The organism is Vibrio sp. UCD-FRSSP16_30 (assembly GCF_001676025.1).
Taxonomy (GTDB): Bacteria; Pseudomonadota; Gammaproteobacteria; order Enterobacterales; family Vibrionaceae; genus Vibrio.
Genome location: NZ_LZFW01000002.1, coordinates 33430 through 48262, shown reverse-complemented (window position 1 = coordinate 48262; position 14833 = coordinate 33430). Strand labels below are relative to the sequence as shown.

Below are 14833 nucleotides of genomic sequence, written 5' to 3'. Positions count from 1 at the left end.
TTCCAAGGAAGTAGAGGATTAGAGGACTATATTATGGCTTACAGCGAAAAAGTAATTGATCACTACGAAAACCCACGCAACGTTGGTTCTTTTGATAAAGAAGACCCAAGTGTTGGTAGCGGTATGGTAGGTGCACCAGCATGTGGTGACGTAATGAAACTGCAGATTAAGGTGACGCCAGAAGGCATCATTGAAGATGCAAAATTTAAAACTTATGGTTGTGGTAGTGCTATTGCTTCAAGCTCACTGGTTACTGAGTGGGTAAAAGGCAAAAGTGTTGATGAAGCTGCGGCAATCAAAAACTCTGAAATTGCAGAAGAGCTAGAGCTACCACCGGTTAAGGTGCACTGTTCTATCCTAGCGGAAGATGCTATTAAAGCTGCAGTATCAGATTATAAGAAAAAACATCAAGAGTAATAACTAGAGGGGATCACTCCCCTCATTTGGCAATAAAGGTTGTAGTATGGCCATCACAATGACGGACACAGCGGTAGACCGCGTTAGAGCATTTCTTGACAGTCGAGGCAAAGGTGTCGGCCTTCGTTTAGGTGTGAAAACAACGGGCTGTTCAGGTATGGCATATGTACTTGAGTTCGTAGATGAAGTTAATGAAGAAGACAGCATCTTTGAGCATGGCGGAGTGAAGGTTATTATCGACGCCAAAAGTCTTGCTTATCTTGATGGTACAGAGCTAGATTACGTTAAAGAAGGTCTTAACGAAGGATTTGAGTTTAACAATCCAAATGCTAAGAGTGAGTGTGGTTGTGGCGAAAGCTTCAACGTATAATTAGCGAATTAAGGCTTGGGTTCACCATAAAGGTGGACCCTCTCTCTTTTGTTATGAGACTTTCATTATGAATCACTTCGAATTATTCGGACTACCAACACAATTTAAAGTGGACGGTAACCTCCTGTCTTCTCAATTCAGAGAATTACAACGCCGCTTTCATCCTGATAAATTTGCGACCGCATCTGCCCAAGAACAATTAATGGCTGTTCAAAAAGCAACCATGATCAACGATGCTTATCAAACGATTAAGAATCCTGCCTCTCGCGCGGAATATATATTAGCTGAAAATCAGCATGATATTCGTTCCGAACAGCAAACACTGCAAGACCCTATCTTTCTTATGCAGCAAATGGAACTGAGAGAAGAGCTTGAAGAGATTGGTGATAGCGATAATGCCGATGAATTATTATTTGATTTCGAATCAAACGTATCGAAAATGCATCAGCAACAATTACAATTAGTTGAGCAGCAGTTAAACGACCAGCATTGGACTGAAGCTGCAGATAGCGTAAGAAAACTCAAATTTATCGCTAAATTATTAGTTGAAATTGAACGATTAGAAGAACGACTACTCGATTAGTCGGATATTAGAATAGGAATATCATGGCTTTACTTCAGATAGCAGAACCAGGCCAAAGTTCTGCACCTCACCAACATAAGCTTGCTGCAGGCATTGATCTTGGTACGACTAACTCCCTTATTGCTACTGTGCGTAGTGGTGAGGCAAGCCCACTGTTAGATTCTGATGGTCGCGCTATTTTACCCTCAGCCGTTCACTATCAAACAGATAGCTTGAATGTCGGCTACTCTGCATTAAGTGCGGCAGAAAAAGATCCTCAAAACACCATTATTTCAGTTAAGCGACTTCTCGGTCGTTCAGTGTCTGATATACAGCAACGTTACCCTAATTTACCTTATTCATTTATCAGTAGTGATAACGGTTTGCCTATTCTGCAAACCAGCAATGGCAATAAAAACCCCATTGAAATCTCTGCTGATATTTTACGATCTCTAGGGCAACGCGCTGAAGCCGCTTTAGGTGGCGATCTCACAGGGGTTGTGATTACTGTTCCTGCCTATTTTGATGATGCACAACGTGCTGGCACCAAAGATGCCGCCAAGCTTGCCGGTTTAAATGTGCTTCGTTTGCTCAATGAGCCAACGGCCGCTGCTATAGCCTACGGATTAGATTCTGGTAAAGAAGGCGTCATTGCCGTTTATGATTTAGGTGGTGGTACGTTTGATATTTCCATTCTACGTCTATCAAAAGGTGTGTTTGAAGTACTGTCAACTGGCGGTGACTCTGCGTTAGGCGGTGATGATTTTGATCATCTTCTTGCTGAGCACATTCAAAAACAAGCCGGACTTGAGACTCTAACCGCTGAGCAAACTCGTACTTTACTGAACGTTGCTGCTAGAACGAAAATTGCATTATCTGATAATGAACAAATCGAAGTATCGGCACTGGGTTGGCAAGGCGTTGTATCGAGAGAATTATTTGATGATCTCATTCGTTCATTGGTGAAAAAGACCCTAATGTCGTGTCGCCGAGCCTTAAAAGACGCAGGTGTTACTCGTGACGATGTTCTAGAAGTTGCGATGGTTGGTGGTTCAACTCGTACTCCACTTGTGCGCTCTATGGTCGGTGAGTTTTTTGAACAACAGCCACTAACTAGCATTAACCCAGATGAAGTTGTTGCCATTGGCGCTTCTATTCAGGCTGATATTCTAGCGGGTAACAAGCCAGAGTCGGATATGCTGCTATTGGATGTCATTCCACTTTCTCTTGGTATTGAAACCATGGGTGGATTGGTTGAAAAAATCATTCCTCGCAATACCACAATTCCGGTAGCAAGAGCGCAAGAGTTTACCACTTTTAAAGATGGTCAAACTGCAATGACGGTACATACAGTGCAAGGCGAACGTGAGATGGTTGATGATTGCCGTTCTCTGGCTAAGTTTGCTTTAAAAGGCATACCGCCGATGGCCGCAGGTGCCGCTCATATACGCGTGACGTATCAAGTGGATGCTGATGGGCTTCTTTCTGTTACAGCAATGGAAAAGAGCACTGGTGCACAGGCTGAAATACAAGTAAAACCTTCTTATGGCTTGAGCGATAATGAAGTGACAAACATGCTAAAAGACTCCATGACGTTTGCTAAAGAAGATATGCAAGCAAGAGCTCTAGCAGAACAGCGTGTTGAAGCTGACCGAGTCATTGAAGGGCTTATTGCTGCGCTACAAGCTGACGGCGACGAACTCTTAACAGAGCAAGAGCGTGCTACATTGCTTCAGGTAATTGAAAAATTGATTGCTTTACGTAACGGTGATGATGCTGATGCGATCGAAGATGGAATTAAACTGACGGACAAGGAAAGCCAAGAATTTGCTTCCCGTCGTATGGATAAATCAATTCGTCAGGCGTTGTCTGGCCAATCTGTAAACGATATATAGAGATAAGCTATTATGCCTAAAATTGTTGTGTTACCCCATGAGGACCTTTGCCCAGAAGGTGCTGTTTTAGAGGCCAATGCTGGTGATTCGGTATTAGATGTTGCGTTAAAAAATGGTATTGGTATCGAGCATGCTTGTGAGAAGTCTTGTGCTTGTACTACTTGTCATATCATTGTGCGCGAAGGGTTTGATTCTCTAGAAGAAAGCGAAGAACTTGAAGATGATATGCTTGATAAAGCATGGGGCTTAGAGCCAGAGTCTCGCTTAGGTTGCCAAGCTGTTGTTGCGACAGAAGATCTTGTTGTAGAGATCCCTCGTTACACTATTAATCACGCATCTGAAGATCACTAATCATTAAGCTTACAAGGAGGTCAGCATGAAATGGGTAGATAGCCGAGATATTGCGATAGAGTTAGCAGATAAGTTTCCAGAAGTAGAGCCACAAACTGTGCGTTTTACTGATTTGCACCAATGGGTGATGGAGCTTAAAGATTTTGATGACAATCCAAATCATTCTAATGAAAAAATATTAGAAGCCATCCTTCTTTGTTGGTTAGACGAAGCGGATTAATAAGCTAGTTAACATTTCTTTAATAAAAATCGGGCCTTTGTGCCCGATTTTTATGTTTTTGACATACAGCCTAGGCATAATAGCTTCATCGGATCAGTTAACGGGAATCACTTGTTAACTTGAGGGGATCTTACTTTTCATTTATAGCCGCGTTTCCTCTGTCAGAGGGGCTTGGATTCCTGTATCTTAAAATACATAAAAGCAACAAACACATACATAAAGGGCAAGGAGAGGTCATGTCAACAGCAATGCAAGTCTCATTATCAACAGATAAAGCTGCACCTCAGTGGGGCGAAAATGCCATTCTTTCTCATACAGAGCAAGGTTGTTCTGTACACATTGGTCAAGGTCATGATTACGGCGCGATTCAAAGAGCTGGTCGTAAACTTGACACTCAAGGAATCAAAAACGTTAACTTGATTGGCAGTGAATGGGATCTAGAAGGTATCTGGTCTTTTGTTCAAGGCTTCCGTAACCCAAAACGTAACAACGCAGTCGAGTGGCAACCACTGGCAGAAGCGGATGAAAAAGAGCTTCAAGACCGTATTCGAGTTGCTAACTGGGCTCGTGACATCATCAACAAAAGCGCAGAAGAAGTGGCACCACGCCAACTAGCAACAATGGCGGGAGAGCTGATAAAATCAACAGCTCCAGGACAAGTGACTTATCGCATCGTTAAAGATAAAGATCTATTAACTGAAGGCTGGGAAGGTATATATGCGGTAGGACGTGGCTCTGCTCGTACTTCAGCAATGCTACAACTAGACTTTAACCCAACCGGTGACCCAGATGCGCCAGTTATGGCTTGTCTAGTGGGTAAAGGAATCACATTTGATTCTGGCGGTTACAGCATCAAACCTTCTCAGTTTATGACTGCAATGAAGTCTGATATGGGCGGCGCTGCTACCATTACTGGCGGATTGGCACTGGCTATTCTACGTGGTCTAAATAAGCGTGTTAAATTGATTCTTTGCTGTGCTGAGAACATGATCTCTGGACGCGCGATTAAACTTGGCGATGTGATTACCTATAAAAATGGTAAAACAGTTGAAGTGATGAACACTGATGCTGAAGGGCGTTTAGTGCTTGCAGATGGTCTTATCTATGCGAGTGAGCAAAACCCGGAAGTGATCATTGACTGCGCGACGCTTACTGGAGCGGCTAAAAATGCTCTAGGTAATGATTTCCATGCACTACTGAGCTTTGATCACGCATTATCAGAACAAGCTTTAGCGTGTGCCGCTGAAGAGAAAGAAGGTCTATGGCCTTTACCTCTGGCTGATTTCCACCGTGGAATGCTACCGTCAAACTTTGCTGATTTGTCTAATATCAGCAGTGGCGATTACAGCCCTGGCGCTTCTACAGCTGCGGCTTTCTTGTCTTACTTTGTTGAAGACTACAAGACAGGCTGGTTACACTTTGATTGCGCTGGTGCTTATCGTAAGTCTGGCTCAGATAAGTGGGCTGCTGGCGGTACCGGTATGGGTATTCGCACTCTAGCAAACCTACTAAACAATCAATAATTAGAATGAGGTCCTTTTGGGGCCTCTTTTTATAGGAAGACAAATAACCGCTAGGCGGTACAAGAGAGCTATAAGGATAATAAATGGCCATTGAAAGAACATTTTCTATCGTGAAACCGGATGCAGTAAAGCGCAATATTATTGGTACTATTTATCAGCGAATTGAACAAGCGGGCTTGCGCATTGTTGCTGCTAAAATGGTCCATCTTACTGATGAACAAGCGGGTGGCTTTTATGCTGAGCATGAAGGCAAAGAGTTTTTTGGTGAGCTCAAAGAGTTTATGACTTCTGGTCCTATCATGGTTCAAGTACTTGAAGGCGAAGATGCAATTAGCCGCTATCGTGAACTTATGGGGAAAACCAACCCTGAACAAGCCGCTTGTGGCACGATTAGAGCCGATCATGCGTTAAGTATGCGTTACAACTCTGTACACGGCTCTGACAGCCCTACGTCAGCTGCTCGTGAAATAGAGTTCTTCTTCCCAGCCTCAGAGATTCATCCTCGAAGCTAGAGTGAAGTTAGCACCCTAAACACTCATCCAGACCTAAGTATTTGCTTAGGTCTTTTTTATTATATTTAATGATCTAAATCACATATTTCTTGTTGGGGTTGACTAAGTACTGTACAATCTGCGCCCCAAGATTTGATGTTCATTGTGAGAGGCTCCATGACTAAAGCAAAAGTAAATCTGCTTGATTTTGATCGCCAAAGCTTACGTCAGTACTTTGCTGATGAGTTAGGTGAGAAAGCGTTCCGCGCAGATCAGATTATGAAGTGGATATACCATTTTGGTTGTGATGACTTCGATAAAATGACCAACCTAAATAAAAAGTTGCGCGAGAAACTGCAGCGTTTAACCGAAATCCGTTCACCTCATGTAGCGGATGCACAGTACTCTAGTGATGGCACCATCAAGTGGGCATTACGAGTCGGTGATCAGGATGTTGAAACGGTATATATCCCTGACGGAGATAGAGCGACGTTGTGCGTATCATCTCAAGTTGGCTGTGCTTTAGCTTGTACATTCTGTTCAACGGGTCAGCAAGGTTTTAACCGTAACTTACGAGTATCCGAGATTGTAGGCCAAATTTGGCGTGCATCTAGAGAGATTGGCCTTGAAAAAGAAACCGGTCGCCGCCCAATTACTAACGTAGTAATGATGGGAATGGGCGAACCACTTCTTAATATGAAAAACCTAATGCCGTCATTGAACATCATGTTAGATGATTATGGCTTTGGTTTGTCTAAGCGCCGCGTCACTGTATCTACTTCTGGTGTGGTATCAGGCCTTGATCAAATGACGGGTAATATCGATGTTGCACTTGCGATTTCATTGCACGCACCGACTGATGAATTGCGTAGTAAAATCATGCCAATTAATGATCGTTGGAATATCGAAGAGTTCTTAGCATCGGTAAGACGTTATATTGCTTCTTCGAATGCAAACCGCGGCAAGGTTACCGTTGAGTATGTTCTTCTTGATCATGTAAATGATGATATGGAACATGCGAGACAACTCGCAGAATTACTTAAAGATACACCGGCTAAGATTAATTTAATTCCCTTTAATCCATATCCTGGTTCACCTTATAAGAAGCCAAGTAATTCGCGAATCGACCGTTTCATGAAAACGCTCACCGCACTTGATTATACGGTAACGGTACGTAAGACCCGCGGTGATGATATTGATGCTGCTTGTGGGCAATTAGTTGGTGATGTTATTGACCGAACTAAACGTACCCAGAGAAACTCTGGGGAACTCATTCCTATCAAATCGTTGTAGCAAATATAAAACTTGTTGATTATTTAGGCTGAGGTTCCCTGATATTTGTATCGGGGAACCTTATGTTTAAAGGATTGGTCACATTTTTTTTACTCAGTCTTACTTTTGGTTGTGTTACAGTTGATAGCGAGACTGGAACCGCGAAATTTAACCCTCTCAAAGCTGCGGATGCCCGTATAGCGCTCGGTATAAACTACCTTGCACTAGGGTACAATGTCAGAGCAAAGCAAAATCTTGATCTGGCACACCGTTATGCACCTAATTATGTACGCGCTTCCTCCGCAATAGCCTATTATTATCAGCAAGTCTCTGAACCAGATTTTGCTGATATTTGGTATAGAAAAGCACTTAATGAATCACCGAATAATGGTGAGGTATTAAATGATTACGGCGTGTTTCTATGTCGTAAACAAGCGTATGTTTTAGCTCAACAACAATTTGAACGTGCGATTCGACAAAACAGTTATGGGTATGTCTCTGCAAGTTATGAAAATGCAGGTCTGTGTGCCATCATGCAGGGTGATTTTCAGCAAGCTGAGGCTTATTTTCGTAAGTCTTTAGAGTACGAGCCATCACGCTTCCGAAGCAGTATTGAATTGGTTAAATTATCGGTTCACTTCGGCGCCTTTAGCGATGCTCGACTGCAACTAAAAGATATTCACTTGAGGTTTGGACCTAGAGTAGAGACACAAGAGTTACAAGATGAACTTGATCGCAAGGCATCATTAACTCAATGATTGTGACCTCCTAACCGAGCTTCCTTTTAAGAATGAAGTAATAAACATAATGAATAAAGAACCTAGTAGCGCAGAAACAGCACATTCTGACTCAAACGATAGTCAAGCTAATCTCCCTTTAGTTGGGGATATTTTACGTGATAAGCGTGAGTCCTTGGGCATTAGTCAAAAGGATATTGCAGATCGCTTACGCCTAAGAGTCGCTATTGTGCAGGGTATAGAAAGCAATGACTTTCAAGTGGGGCAAGTGCATACCTTCACTCGTGGTTATATTCGCTCTTATGCTCGCGCTGTAGGCATAGATGATAAAACGATTCTAGAGTTGTTTGATAAATCTGAGGCTACTCAGGTTCCAGAACAGAGCATGCAAAGTTTTTCACAGCAAACAACAAAACAGAAACATGATAAAAATATCATGAAACTGACTTGGGGGATCTTTACTGTAGTTTTAGGTATCTCCGTTGTTTGGTGGTGGCAGAGTGAGCAAAAGGCCGACAGTATTGTAAGTGACTCGTCAGAAGTGACTCAAACTATTGATGAGCAAGGGGCAGAATCACCTGTTGATATTCAGCAACTACCAGCATCACAAGATTCAGTAGAACAACAAGCATCCGTTAACGTTAATGAGGCTCAACCGACGGTAACGGAAGAAACAGCGCAGCCAGCAGTTGAGCAACAGGTGCAAACTAAACTCGTAAAATCAGATGATAAGCCAATATCTAGCACTGTTGAGAAATCACCGACCATTGCGATGACGTTCAAGGCTGACTGTTGGATTCAAGTCCAAGATGTGCAAGGCAATACATTATGGACAGGGGTAAAAACCAAAGGGCAACAACTTGAACTAGAAGGCCAAGGTCCGTTCAAGTTTGTTCTCGGTGCACCAGAGGCGGTATCACTTTCAATTTCGGGTGAATCAATCGATCTTTCTAGGTATACTGCTGGCAAAGTAGCACGTTTCACTGCAGAGTAATTATGCATCAAGAATCTCCAATAAAGCGCCGTCCATCGACTCGAGTTTATGTCGGCGATGTCGCCATTGGCGATGGGGCACCCATCGCTGTTCAGTCGATGACGAACACCCGCACCACCGATGTTGACGCTACGGTGGCACAAATTCGCGCCTTAGAAAAAGTCGGTGCGGACTTAGTGCGAGTCTCCGTACCTACTATGGATGCGGCAGAAGCGTTTAAAGCGATCAAGCAACAAGTCAATCTTCCTCTTATCGCAGACATCCATTTTGATTATCGAATCGCCCTTAAAGTGGCTGAGTATGGGGTGGATTGTTTACGCATTAACCCTGGCAATATCGGTAATGAAAGCCGAATTCGTTCAGTGGTTGATTGTGCTAGAGACATGAATATCCCTATTCGTATTGGTGTTAACGGTGGTTCTCTTGAGAAAGAAATCCAAGAGAAATATCGTGAGCCGACAGCTGCGGCATTAGTCGAGTCGGCGATGCGTCATGTTGATATTCTCGATCGTCTTAACTTTGATCAATTTAAAGTTAGTGTAAAAGCATCAGACGTATTTCTTGCAGTAGAGTCTTATCGCTTACTTGCTACTCAAATTGATCAACCATTGCATTTAGGTATTACTGAAGCAGGTGGTGCAAGAGCCGGTTCTGTTAAGTCAGCTGTCGGTTTAGGCATGCTCTTATCTGAAGGTATCGGCGATACTTTACGCGTTTCATTAGCGGCAGACCCTGTTGAAGAAGTAAAAGTAGGGTTTGATATTCTTAAATCTCTGCGTATTCGCTCACGTGGTATTAACTTCATTGCTTGCCCGACGTGTTCTCGTCAAGAGTTTGATGTGATCAATACAGTGAACACTTTAGAGCAACGCCTTGAAGATATCGTTACACCTATGGACGTTTCTATTATTGGCTGCGTAGTGAATGGCCCTGGTGAGGCGGAAGTCTCTCATATGGGTATTGCTGGCGGAAATCGAAAGAGTGCTTTCTATCTTGATGGCAAACGTCAGAAAGAGCGATTTGATAATAACAATATTATCGATCAGCTTGAGGCTAAGATCCGAGCAAAAGCAAGTCAGCTTGATCCTGCTAACCGCATCGATGTAAACGATATTTTAAAATAAAGGTTCAGGGCGCACGCCCTGACAATAGATGGTATTTAATTTTGGCAAAAGCAATCCAAGCAATTCGAGGCATGAATGACTGCCTACCGACTCAATCGCCTTTGTGGCAAAAATTAGAGTCAACAGTTAAGCAAGTTGTTAGTGCATACGGCTATAACGAAGTCCGTATGCCGATCGTTGAAGTGACCAACCTTTTTAGCCGTGCTATAGGCGAAGTGACTGATGTTGTCGAAAAGGAAATGTACACTTTTGAAGACCGCAATGGCGATAGCTTAACACTGCGACCTGAAGGTACTGCAGGTTGTGTACGCGCCGGAATTGAAAACGGTCTTCTGTACAATCAAGAACAGCGTCTATGGTACATGGGACCAATGTTCCGCCATGAACGTCCGCAAAAAGGTCGTTACCGTCAATTCCACCAATGTGGTGTTGAAGTCTTTGGTATTGATGGCCCAGATGTTGATGCTGAACTGATCATGATGACTGCGCGCTTATGGCGTGAGTTAGGGATTGATAAGCACGTTCGTTTAGAGCTGAACTCTATTGGTTCTCCAGAAGCTCGTGCTGACTATCGAACAGCACTGATTGCTTATCTAGAACAGCACATTGATGTATTAGATGAAGATTGTAAGCGCCGTATGCACACTAATCCATTGCGTGTTCTTGATAGTAAGAACCCAGATGTGCAAGCGATTCTTGGTGATGCACCTCGTCTTTCAAACTACTTAGACCCTGAGTCAAAAGCGCACTTTGCAGGTCTATGTGAACTTCTTGATGCTGCGGGAATCGAATATCAAGTTAATGAACGTTTAGTTCGTGGCTTGGATTACTACAACCGCACTGTATTTGAGTGGATTACGGAAAGTCTAGGTTCACAAGGTACTGTGTGTGGCGGTGGTCGCTATGATGGTCTTGTTGAGCAATTAGGCGGCAAACCAACTAAATCTGTAGGCTTTGCTATGGGTTTAGAGCGTTTAGTTCTTATGCTAGAGACTCTAGAATTAAACGACGTTCGTCGTTCAGTTGACGCTTATGTTGTGACGGCAGGTGAAGGTACATTAATGGCCGGAATGAAGCTTGCAGAAGAGTTACGTGAGCAATTACCTGGACTACGAGTAATGAACCACTTTGGTGGTGGCAATTTCAAAAAACAATTCAAGCGAGCGGATAAAGTAGGCGCAGCCGTGGCTTTAGTGCTTGGTGAGAATGAAGTAGCGGAAAATAACATCGTGATTAAGGATCTAATCGGCGGCGAGCAAATCACTATCGCGCAAGCAGATCTTACCAACAAACTAAAAGAATTAATTTAAGAGGATCCGTCGTGGAATTGTACGATAGCGAAGAGCAACAAGTTGAAGCCATTAAAGATTGGTGGAAAGAAAATGGTAAAGCCGTTGTCCTAGGTGCAGTAATTGGTTTAGGCGGTTTATTTGGCTGGCGTTACTACCAAGATTCAGCAGTACAAGGTCAAGAGAGTGCAGCAGATGCTTACGCTGAAACTGTTCAAGCTCTTAATACTAAAGGCCTAGACGCTTCACAAGATGTACAAGCCTTTATCAGTGCACACGCGGACCGCGAGTACGCAGTACTTGCAGCATTGCAATTAGCTCAGGCTCAGGTTGCTGAAGGTAAATACCAAGAAGCAGTTGATCAACTAGAGTGGGCTAAAGCCAACACTAAAGATGAAGCTATTGCTCCTGTGATCGCACTACGTGCCGTACGTGTAAAAGCAGAGCTAGGCGACCTTGATGGCGCGATTGCTGAGCTAGATACATTGAAAGCAGTAGGTTGGGAAGGTCGTGTTGCTGAGTTAAAAGGTGATTTGTTCCTTCGTAAAGGTGACAGTGCTAATGCTTACACAGCATACACTGAGGCTCAACAAGCATCTGATGCGAGTCAATCTATCCAATTTAAACTTGATGATTTGGCTAAATAGGACAGCGTAGCATGCTAACGAACAAGTGGCTTCGTCGTATACTTCTCACTACATTTACTGTTGCGATAGTAGGTTGTGCTAGTGAAGAAGACACCATTATTATGGCACCAGTGCCGGTAGTTGAGAGTCAGTTTACGCCTTCAGTGACTTGGTCTCATTCTGTAGGTGATGGCGTTGGACAGTACTTTTCTAAACTGACGCCAGCTTATGCGTATGGCAAGGTTTTTGTTGCTAGCCGTGATGGTGATGTTGTGGCATTTGATGCAACAACTGGTGATGAAGTTTGGTCAGTTAATCTTGAAAAAGAAGTTCCGGCTCGCCTATCAGGTGGGATTAAGGCTTCTTATGGTCAGCTATTCATCGGTACAGAAAATGGTGAGCTTATTTCTTTAGACGCTGAAAGCGGTGAAGAAAAATGGCGCTCCGATGTTGATGGTGAAGTGCTGTCTGTTCCCGAAACTGATGCCAACTTAGTTCTTGTTCATACTACTCGTGGTGCTTTAGTGGCATTGGAAGAAGAAACAGGTAACGAAAAATGGACAGTAAGTACAGAGGTACCTAACCTAACATTGCGCGGAACCAGTTCTCCTGTTGCCGTTTCTGGTGGTGTTTTTTGGGGTACAGCAAACGGTCGTCTAGCGGCGGCAATTGTTGAACGTGGCCAAATGATTTGGCAGCAACCAGTTGGAACACCAAAAGGCGCAACAGAAATTGACCGTTTAGTTGATTCTGATGCTCAGCCCCTGATTGTCGGTGGCATGCTATATACTATTGGTATTAATGGTCAGCTAGTGGCGATTGATCTTCGCTCTGGTTCTCCTGCATGGAAGCGTAATTACTCTTCTGCAAGAGATATGGCAACCGATGGTCGTAATATTTATTTAGTGACAGATAAGGACTACATCGTTGCCGTCGATGCACGTAGTGGTACTGAACTGTGGCAAAACCGTCAGCTTGAATATCGTTTACTTACAGCCCCTGCTGTGATTGATCGTAAAGTAGTCTTAGGTGATAGCGAAGGTTATCTGTACTGGCTAGATCGTAATACTGGCGAGTTCATCTCTCAGCAAATGGAAGACGACAGTGGCTTTGCTGTTGCTCCTTTAGAGGTTGAAGATGGCTTCATTATTACGACCCGCGACGGTAGCGTTAAGATGATGAAGATCAATTAGATCGTCAGACATTCTATTAACGTGATATAATTCACAATTGGCTCTTGACTGGAAACAGTTAAGAGCCGTTTTATTTATTAATTTTAGTGTGGTTATAGGTAAGTCCATTGGGCTTACCTATAGCTACACAATGCTTTTTATTTTGAGGTCACTATGGTTCCAGTTGTTGCGCTTGTTGGGCGTCCTAACGTAGGAAAATCCACACTATTCAACCGCTTAACTCGTACGAGAGATGCACTGGTAGCAGACTTTCCCGGTCTAACACGCGATAGAAAATACGGACGAGCTAAACTTGGCGAGCACGAATTTATCGTTATCGATACCGGTGGTATTGATGGTACAGAAGAGGGTGTGGAAACCAAGATGGCTGAACAGTCGCTTGCTGCGATCGATGAAGCTGATGTTGTTTTATTTATGGTAGATGGCCGTGCAGGTCTTACTGTATCTGATGAAGCAATTGCACAACACCTTCGCCGTATCGAAAAGCCTGCGATGTTAGTAGTCAACAAAGTAGATGGTGTTGATGCAGACTCTGCGAGTTCTGAATTTTGGCAACTAGGTGTTGATGATATGTATCAAATTGCGGCCGCTCATGGTCGTGGTGTGAATATATTGATTGAACGTGCTCTAAATCCATTTGCTGAAGCTTTGTTAAAAGAGCAAGGTGAACTAGAAGATCTTACTGGTTTTGCCGATCAGGAAGATGAACAACTAGAGTACACCGAAGAAGAAGCAGAAGAAGAGTTCAAGCGCCTGCAAGATCAGCCAATCAAACTGGCTATCATAGGTCGTCCAAACGTAGGTAAATCAACGCTAACTAACCGTATCTTAGGTGAAGAGCGTGTTGTTGTTTATGATATGCCGGGTACGACTCGAGATTCTATTTATATTCCAATGCAACGTGATGAGCGTGAATATGTATTGATTGATACTGCCGGTGTTCGTCGCCGCAGACGTATTAATGAAACCGTAGAAAAATTCTCAGTGGTTAAAACTCTGAAAGCGGTTGAAGATGCTAACGTTGTATTGCTCGTTATCGATGCTCGCGAAAATATCTCTGATCAAGACTTGAGCCTACTAGGCTTTGCTTTGAACGCTGGTCGCTCAATTGTGCTTGCAGTGAATAAGTGGGATGGCTTGGACTACGAGGTTAAAGAACGCGTTAAGAAAGAACTGGATCGCCGTTTAGGTTTTGTTGATTTTGCTCGTATTCACTTTATCTCAGCATTGCACGGTACTGGTGTAGGTAACCTATTTGAATCAGTACAAGAAGCGTATAAATCAGCGACAACTCGTGTTGGTACTTCTGTTCTGACTCGTATTATGAAAATGGCAACAGATGATCACCAACCACCATTGGTTCGTGGACGTCGTGTTAAGCTAAAATACGCGCACGCAGGTGGTTATAACCCACCAATCGTTGTGATACACGGTAACCAAGTTAATGAGTTACCTGCATCTTACAAGCGTTTCCTAATGAACTACTACCGCCGTTCTTTGGATATTATGGGTACACCTATTCGCATTCAGTTCCAAAGTAGCGAGAACCCGTTTGAAGGTAAAGTAAGCAAAATGACGGTTTCTCAAGAGCGCAAGAAGAAGCGTTTATCTCAGATGCTAAAAGGTCGTAGTAAGAAGTAACGGTCATTATTATTGTAAAACCGCTTCGCTATCGAAGCGGTTTTTTTTCGCCTGTAATTTAGCCAAAATCCAATTTACACATATTAAAGATCTTTTTATTATTATCTGCTTCCTCTTTGCTTGGATAC

16 protein-coding genes are annotated in these 14833 nt (G+C 43.3%); all 16 read left to right on the top strand.

What is annotated here, in order from left to right; genetic code table 11:
• Positions 1-33 precede the first annotated feature (33 nt).
• The 16 genes from iscU (at position 34) to der (ending at position 14705) form a co-directional block, all read left to right on the top strand.
• A complete protein-coding gene (iscU, locus tag A9260_RS01685; protein ID WP_068695583.1) occupies positions 34-417 on the top strand; it encodes a Fe-S cluster assembly scaffold IscU in 384 nt (127 codons plus the stop codon).
• Positions 418-463: 46 nt separating this feature from the next.
• Positions 464-787 carry an iron-sulfur cluster assembly protein IscA gene (iscA, locus tag A9260_RS01680; RefSeq protein WP_068695581.1) on the top strand — a complete coding sequence of 108 codons (324 nt, stop codon included), beginning with the start codon at positions 464-466 and terminating at the stop codon, positions 785-787.
• A gap of 67 nt (positions 788-854) precedes the next feature.
• Complete coding sequence (gene hscB, locus A9260_RS01675; protein ID WP_068695579.1) at positions 855-1370, top strand: co-chaperone HscB; 516 nt, start codon at positions 855-857, stop codon at positions 1368-1370.
• Positions 1371-1393: 23 nt separating this feature from the next.
• Positions 1394-3244, top strand: a complete 1851-nt coding sequence (hscA, locus tag A9260_RS01670) for a Fe-S protein assembly chaperone HscA (protein ID WP_068695577.1) — start codon at positions 1394-1396, stop codon at positions 3242-3244.
• A 12-nt stretch (positions 3245-3256) separates the two neighbouring features.
• Positions 3257-3595, top strand: coding sequence for an ISC system 2Fe-2S type ferredoxin (gene fdx, locus A9260_RS01665; protein WP_068695575.1), 339 nt, complete (start codon positions 3257-3259; stop codon positions 3593-3595).
• A gap of 25 nt (positions 3596-3620) precedes the next feature.
• Positions 3621-3815 carry a Fe-S cluster assembly protein IscX gene (iscX, locus tag A9260_RS01660; RefSeq protein WP_068695573.1) on the top strand — a complete coding sequence of 65 codons (195 nt, stop codon included), beginning with the start codon at positions 3621-3623 and terminating at the stop codon, positions 3813-3815.
• Positions 3816-4051: 236 nt separating this feature from the next.
• Positions 4052-5338: an aminopeptidase PepB gene (gene pepB, locus A9260_RS01655; protein WP_068695571.1), complete on the top strand. Its 1287-nt coding sequence runs from the start codon at positions 4052-4054 to the stop codon at positions 5336-5338.
• Between the two features lie 83 nt (positions 5339-5421).
• On the top strand, positions 5422-5850 hold the full coding sequence (gene ndk, locus A9260_RS01650) for a nucleoside-diphosphate kinase (RefSeq protein ID WP_068695569.1): 429 nt from the start codon (positions 5422-5424) through the stop codon (positions 5848-5850).
• A 156-nt stretch (positions 5851-6006) separates the two neighbouring features.
• The gene (locus A9260_RS01645; RefSeq protein ID WP_068695568.1) at positions 6007-7122 is read left to right on the top strand and encodes a bifunctional tRNA (adenosine(37)-C2)-methyltransferase TrmG/ribosomal RNA large subunit methyltransferase RlmN; all 1116 of its coding nucleotides are present in this window, start codon (positions 6007-6009) and stop codon (positions 7120-7122) included.
• A gap of 62 nt (positions 7123-7184) precedes the next feature.
• On the top strand, positions 7185-7859 hold the full coding sequence (gene pilW, locus A9260_RS01640) for a type IV pilus biogenesis/stability protein PilW (RefSeq protein WP_068695566.1): 675 nt from the start codon (positions 7185-7187) through the stop codon (positions 7857-7859).
• Positions 7860-7908: 49 nt separating this feature from the next.
• Positions 7909-8832, top strand: coding sequence for a RodZ domain-containing protein (locus tag A9260_RS01635; RefSeq protein ID WP_068695564.1), 924 nt, complete (start codon positions 7909-7911; stop codon positions 8830-8832).
• Between the two features lie 2 nt (positions 8833-8834).
• Positions 8835-9956, top strand: coding sequence for a flavodoxin-dependent (E)-4-hydroxy-3-methylbut-2-enyl-diphosphate synthase (gene ispG, locus A9260_RS01630; protein ID WP_068695562.1), 1122 nt, complete (start codon positions 8835-8837; stop codon positions 9954-9956).
• Positions 9957-9997: 41 nt separating this feature from the next.
• Entirely contained in the window at positions 9998-11266 is a 1269-nt protein-coding gene (gene hisS / locus A9260_RS01625; protein ID WP_068695560.1) for a histidine--tRNA ligase, read from the top strand.
• Between the two features lie 11 nt (positions 11267-11277).
• A complete protein-coding gene (locus tag A9260_RS01620; RefSeq protein ID WP_068695558.1) occupies positions 11278-11892 on the top strand; it encodes a YfgM family protein in 615 nt (204 codons plus the stop codon).
• 11 nt (positions 11893-11903) lie between these two features.
• Positions 11904-13064, top strand: a complete 1161-nt coding sequence (bamB, locus tag A9260_RS01615; protein ID WP_068695556.1) for an outer membrane protein assembly factor BamB — start codon at positions 11904-11906, stop codon at positions 13062-13064.
• 153 nt (positions 13065-13217) lie between these two features.
• A complete protein-coding gene (gene der, locus A9260_RS01610; protein ID WP_068695554.1) occupies positions 13218-14705 on the top strand; it encodes a ribosome biogenesis GTPase Der in 1488 nt (495 codons plus the stop codon).
• The last annotated feature ends 128 nt before the right edge of the window (positions 14706-14833 follow it).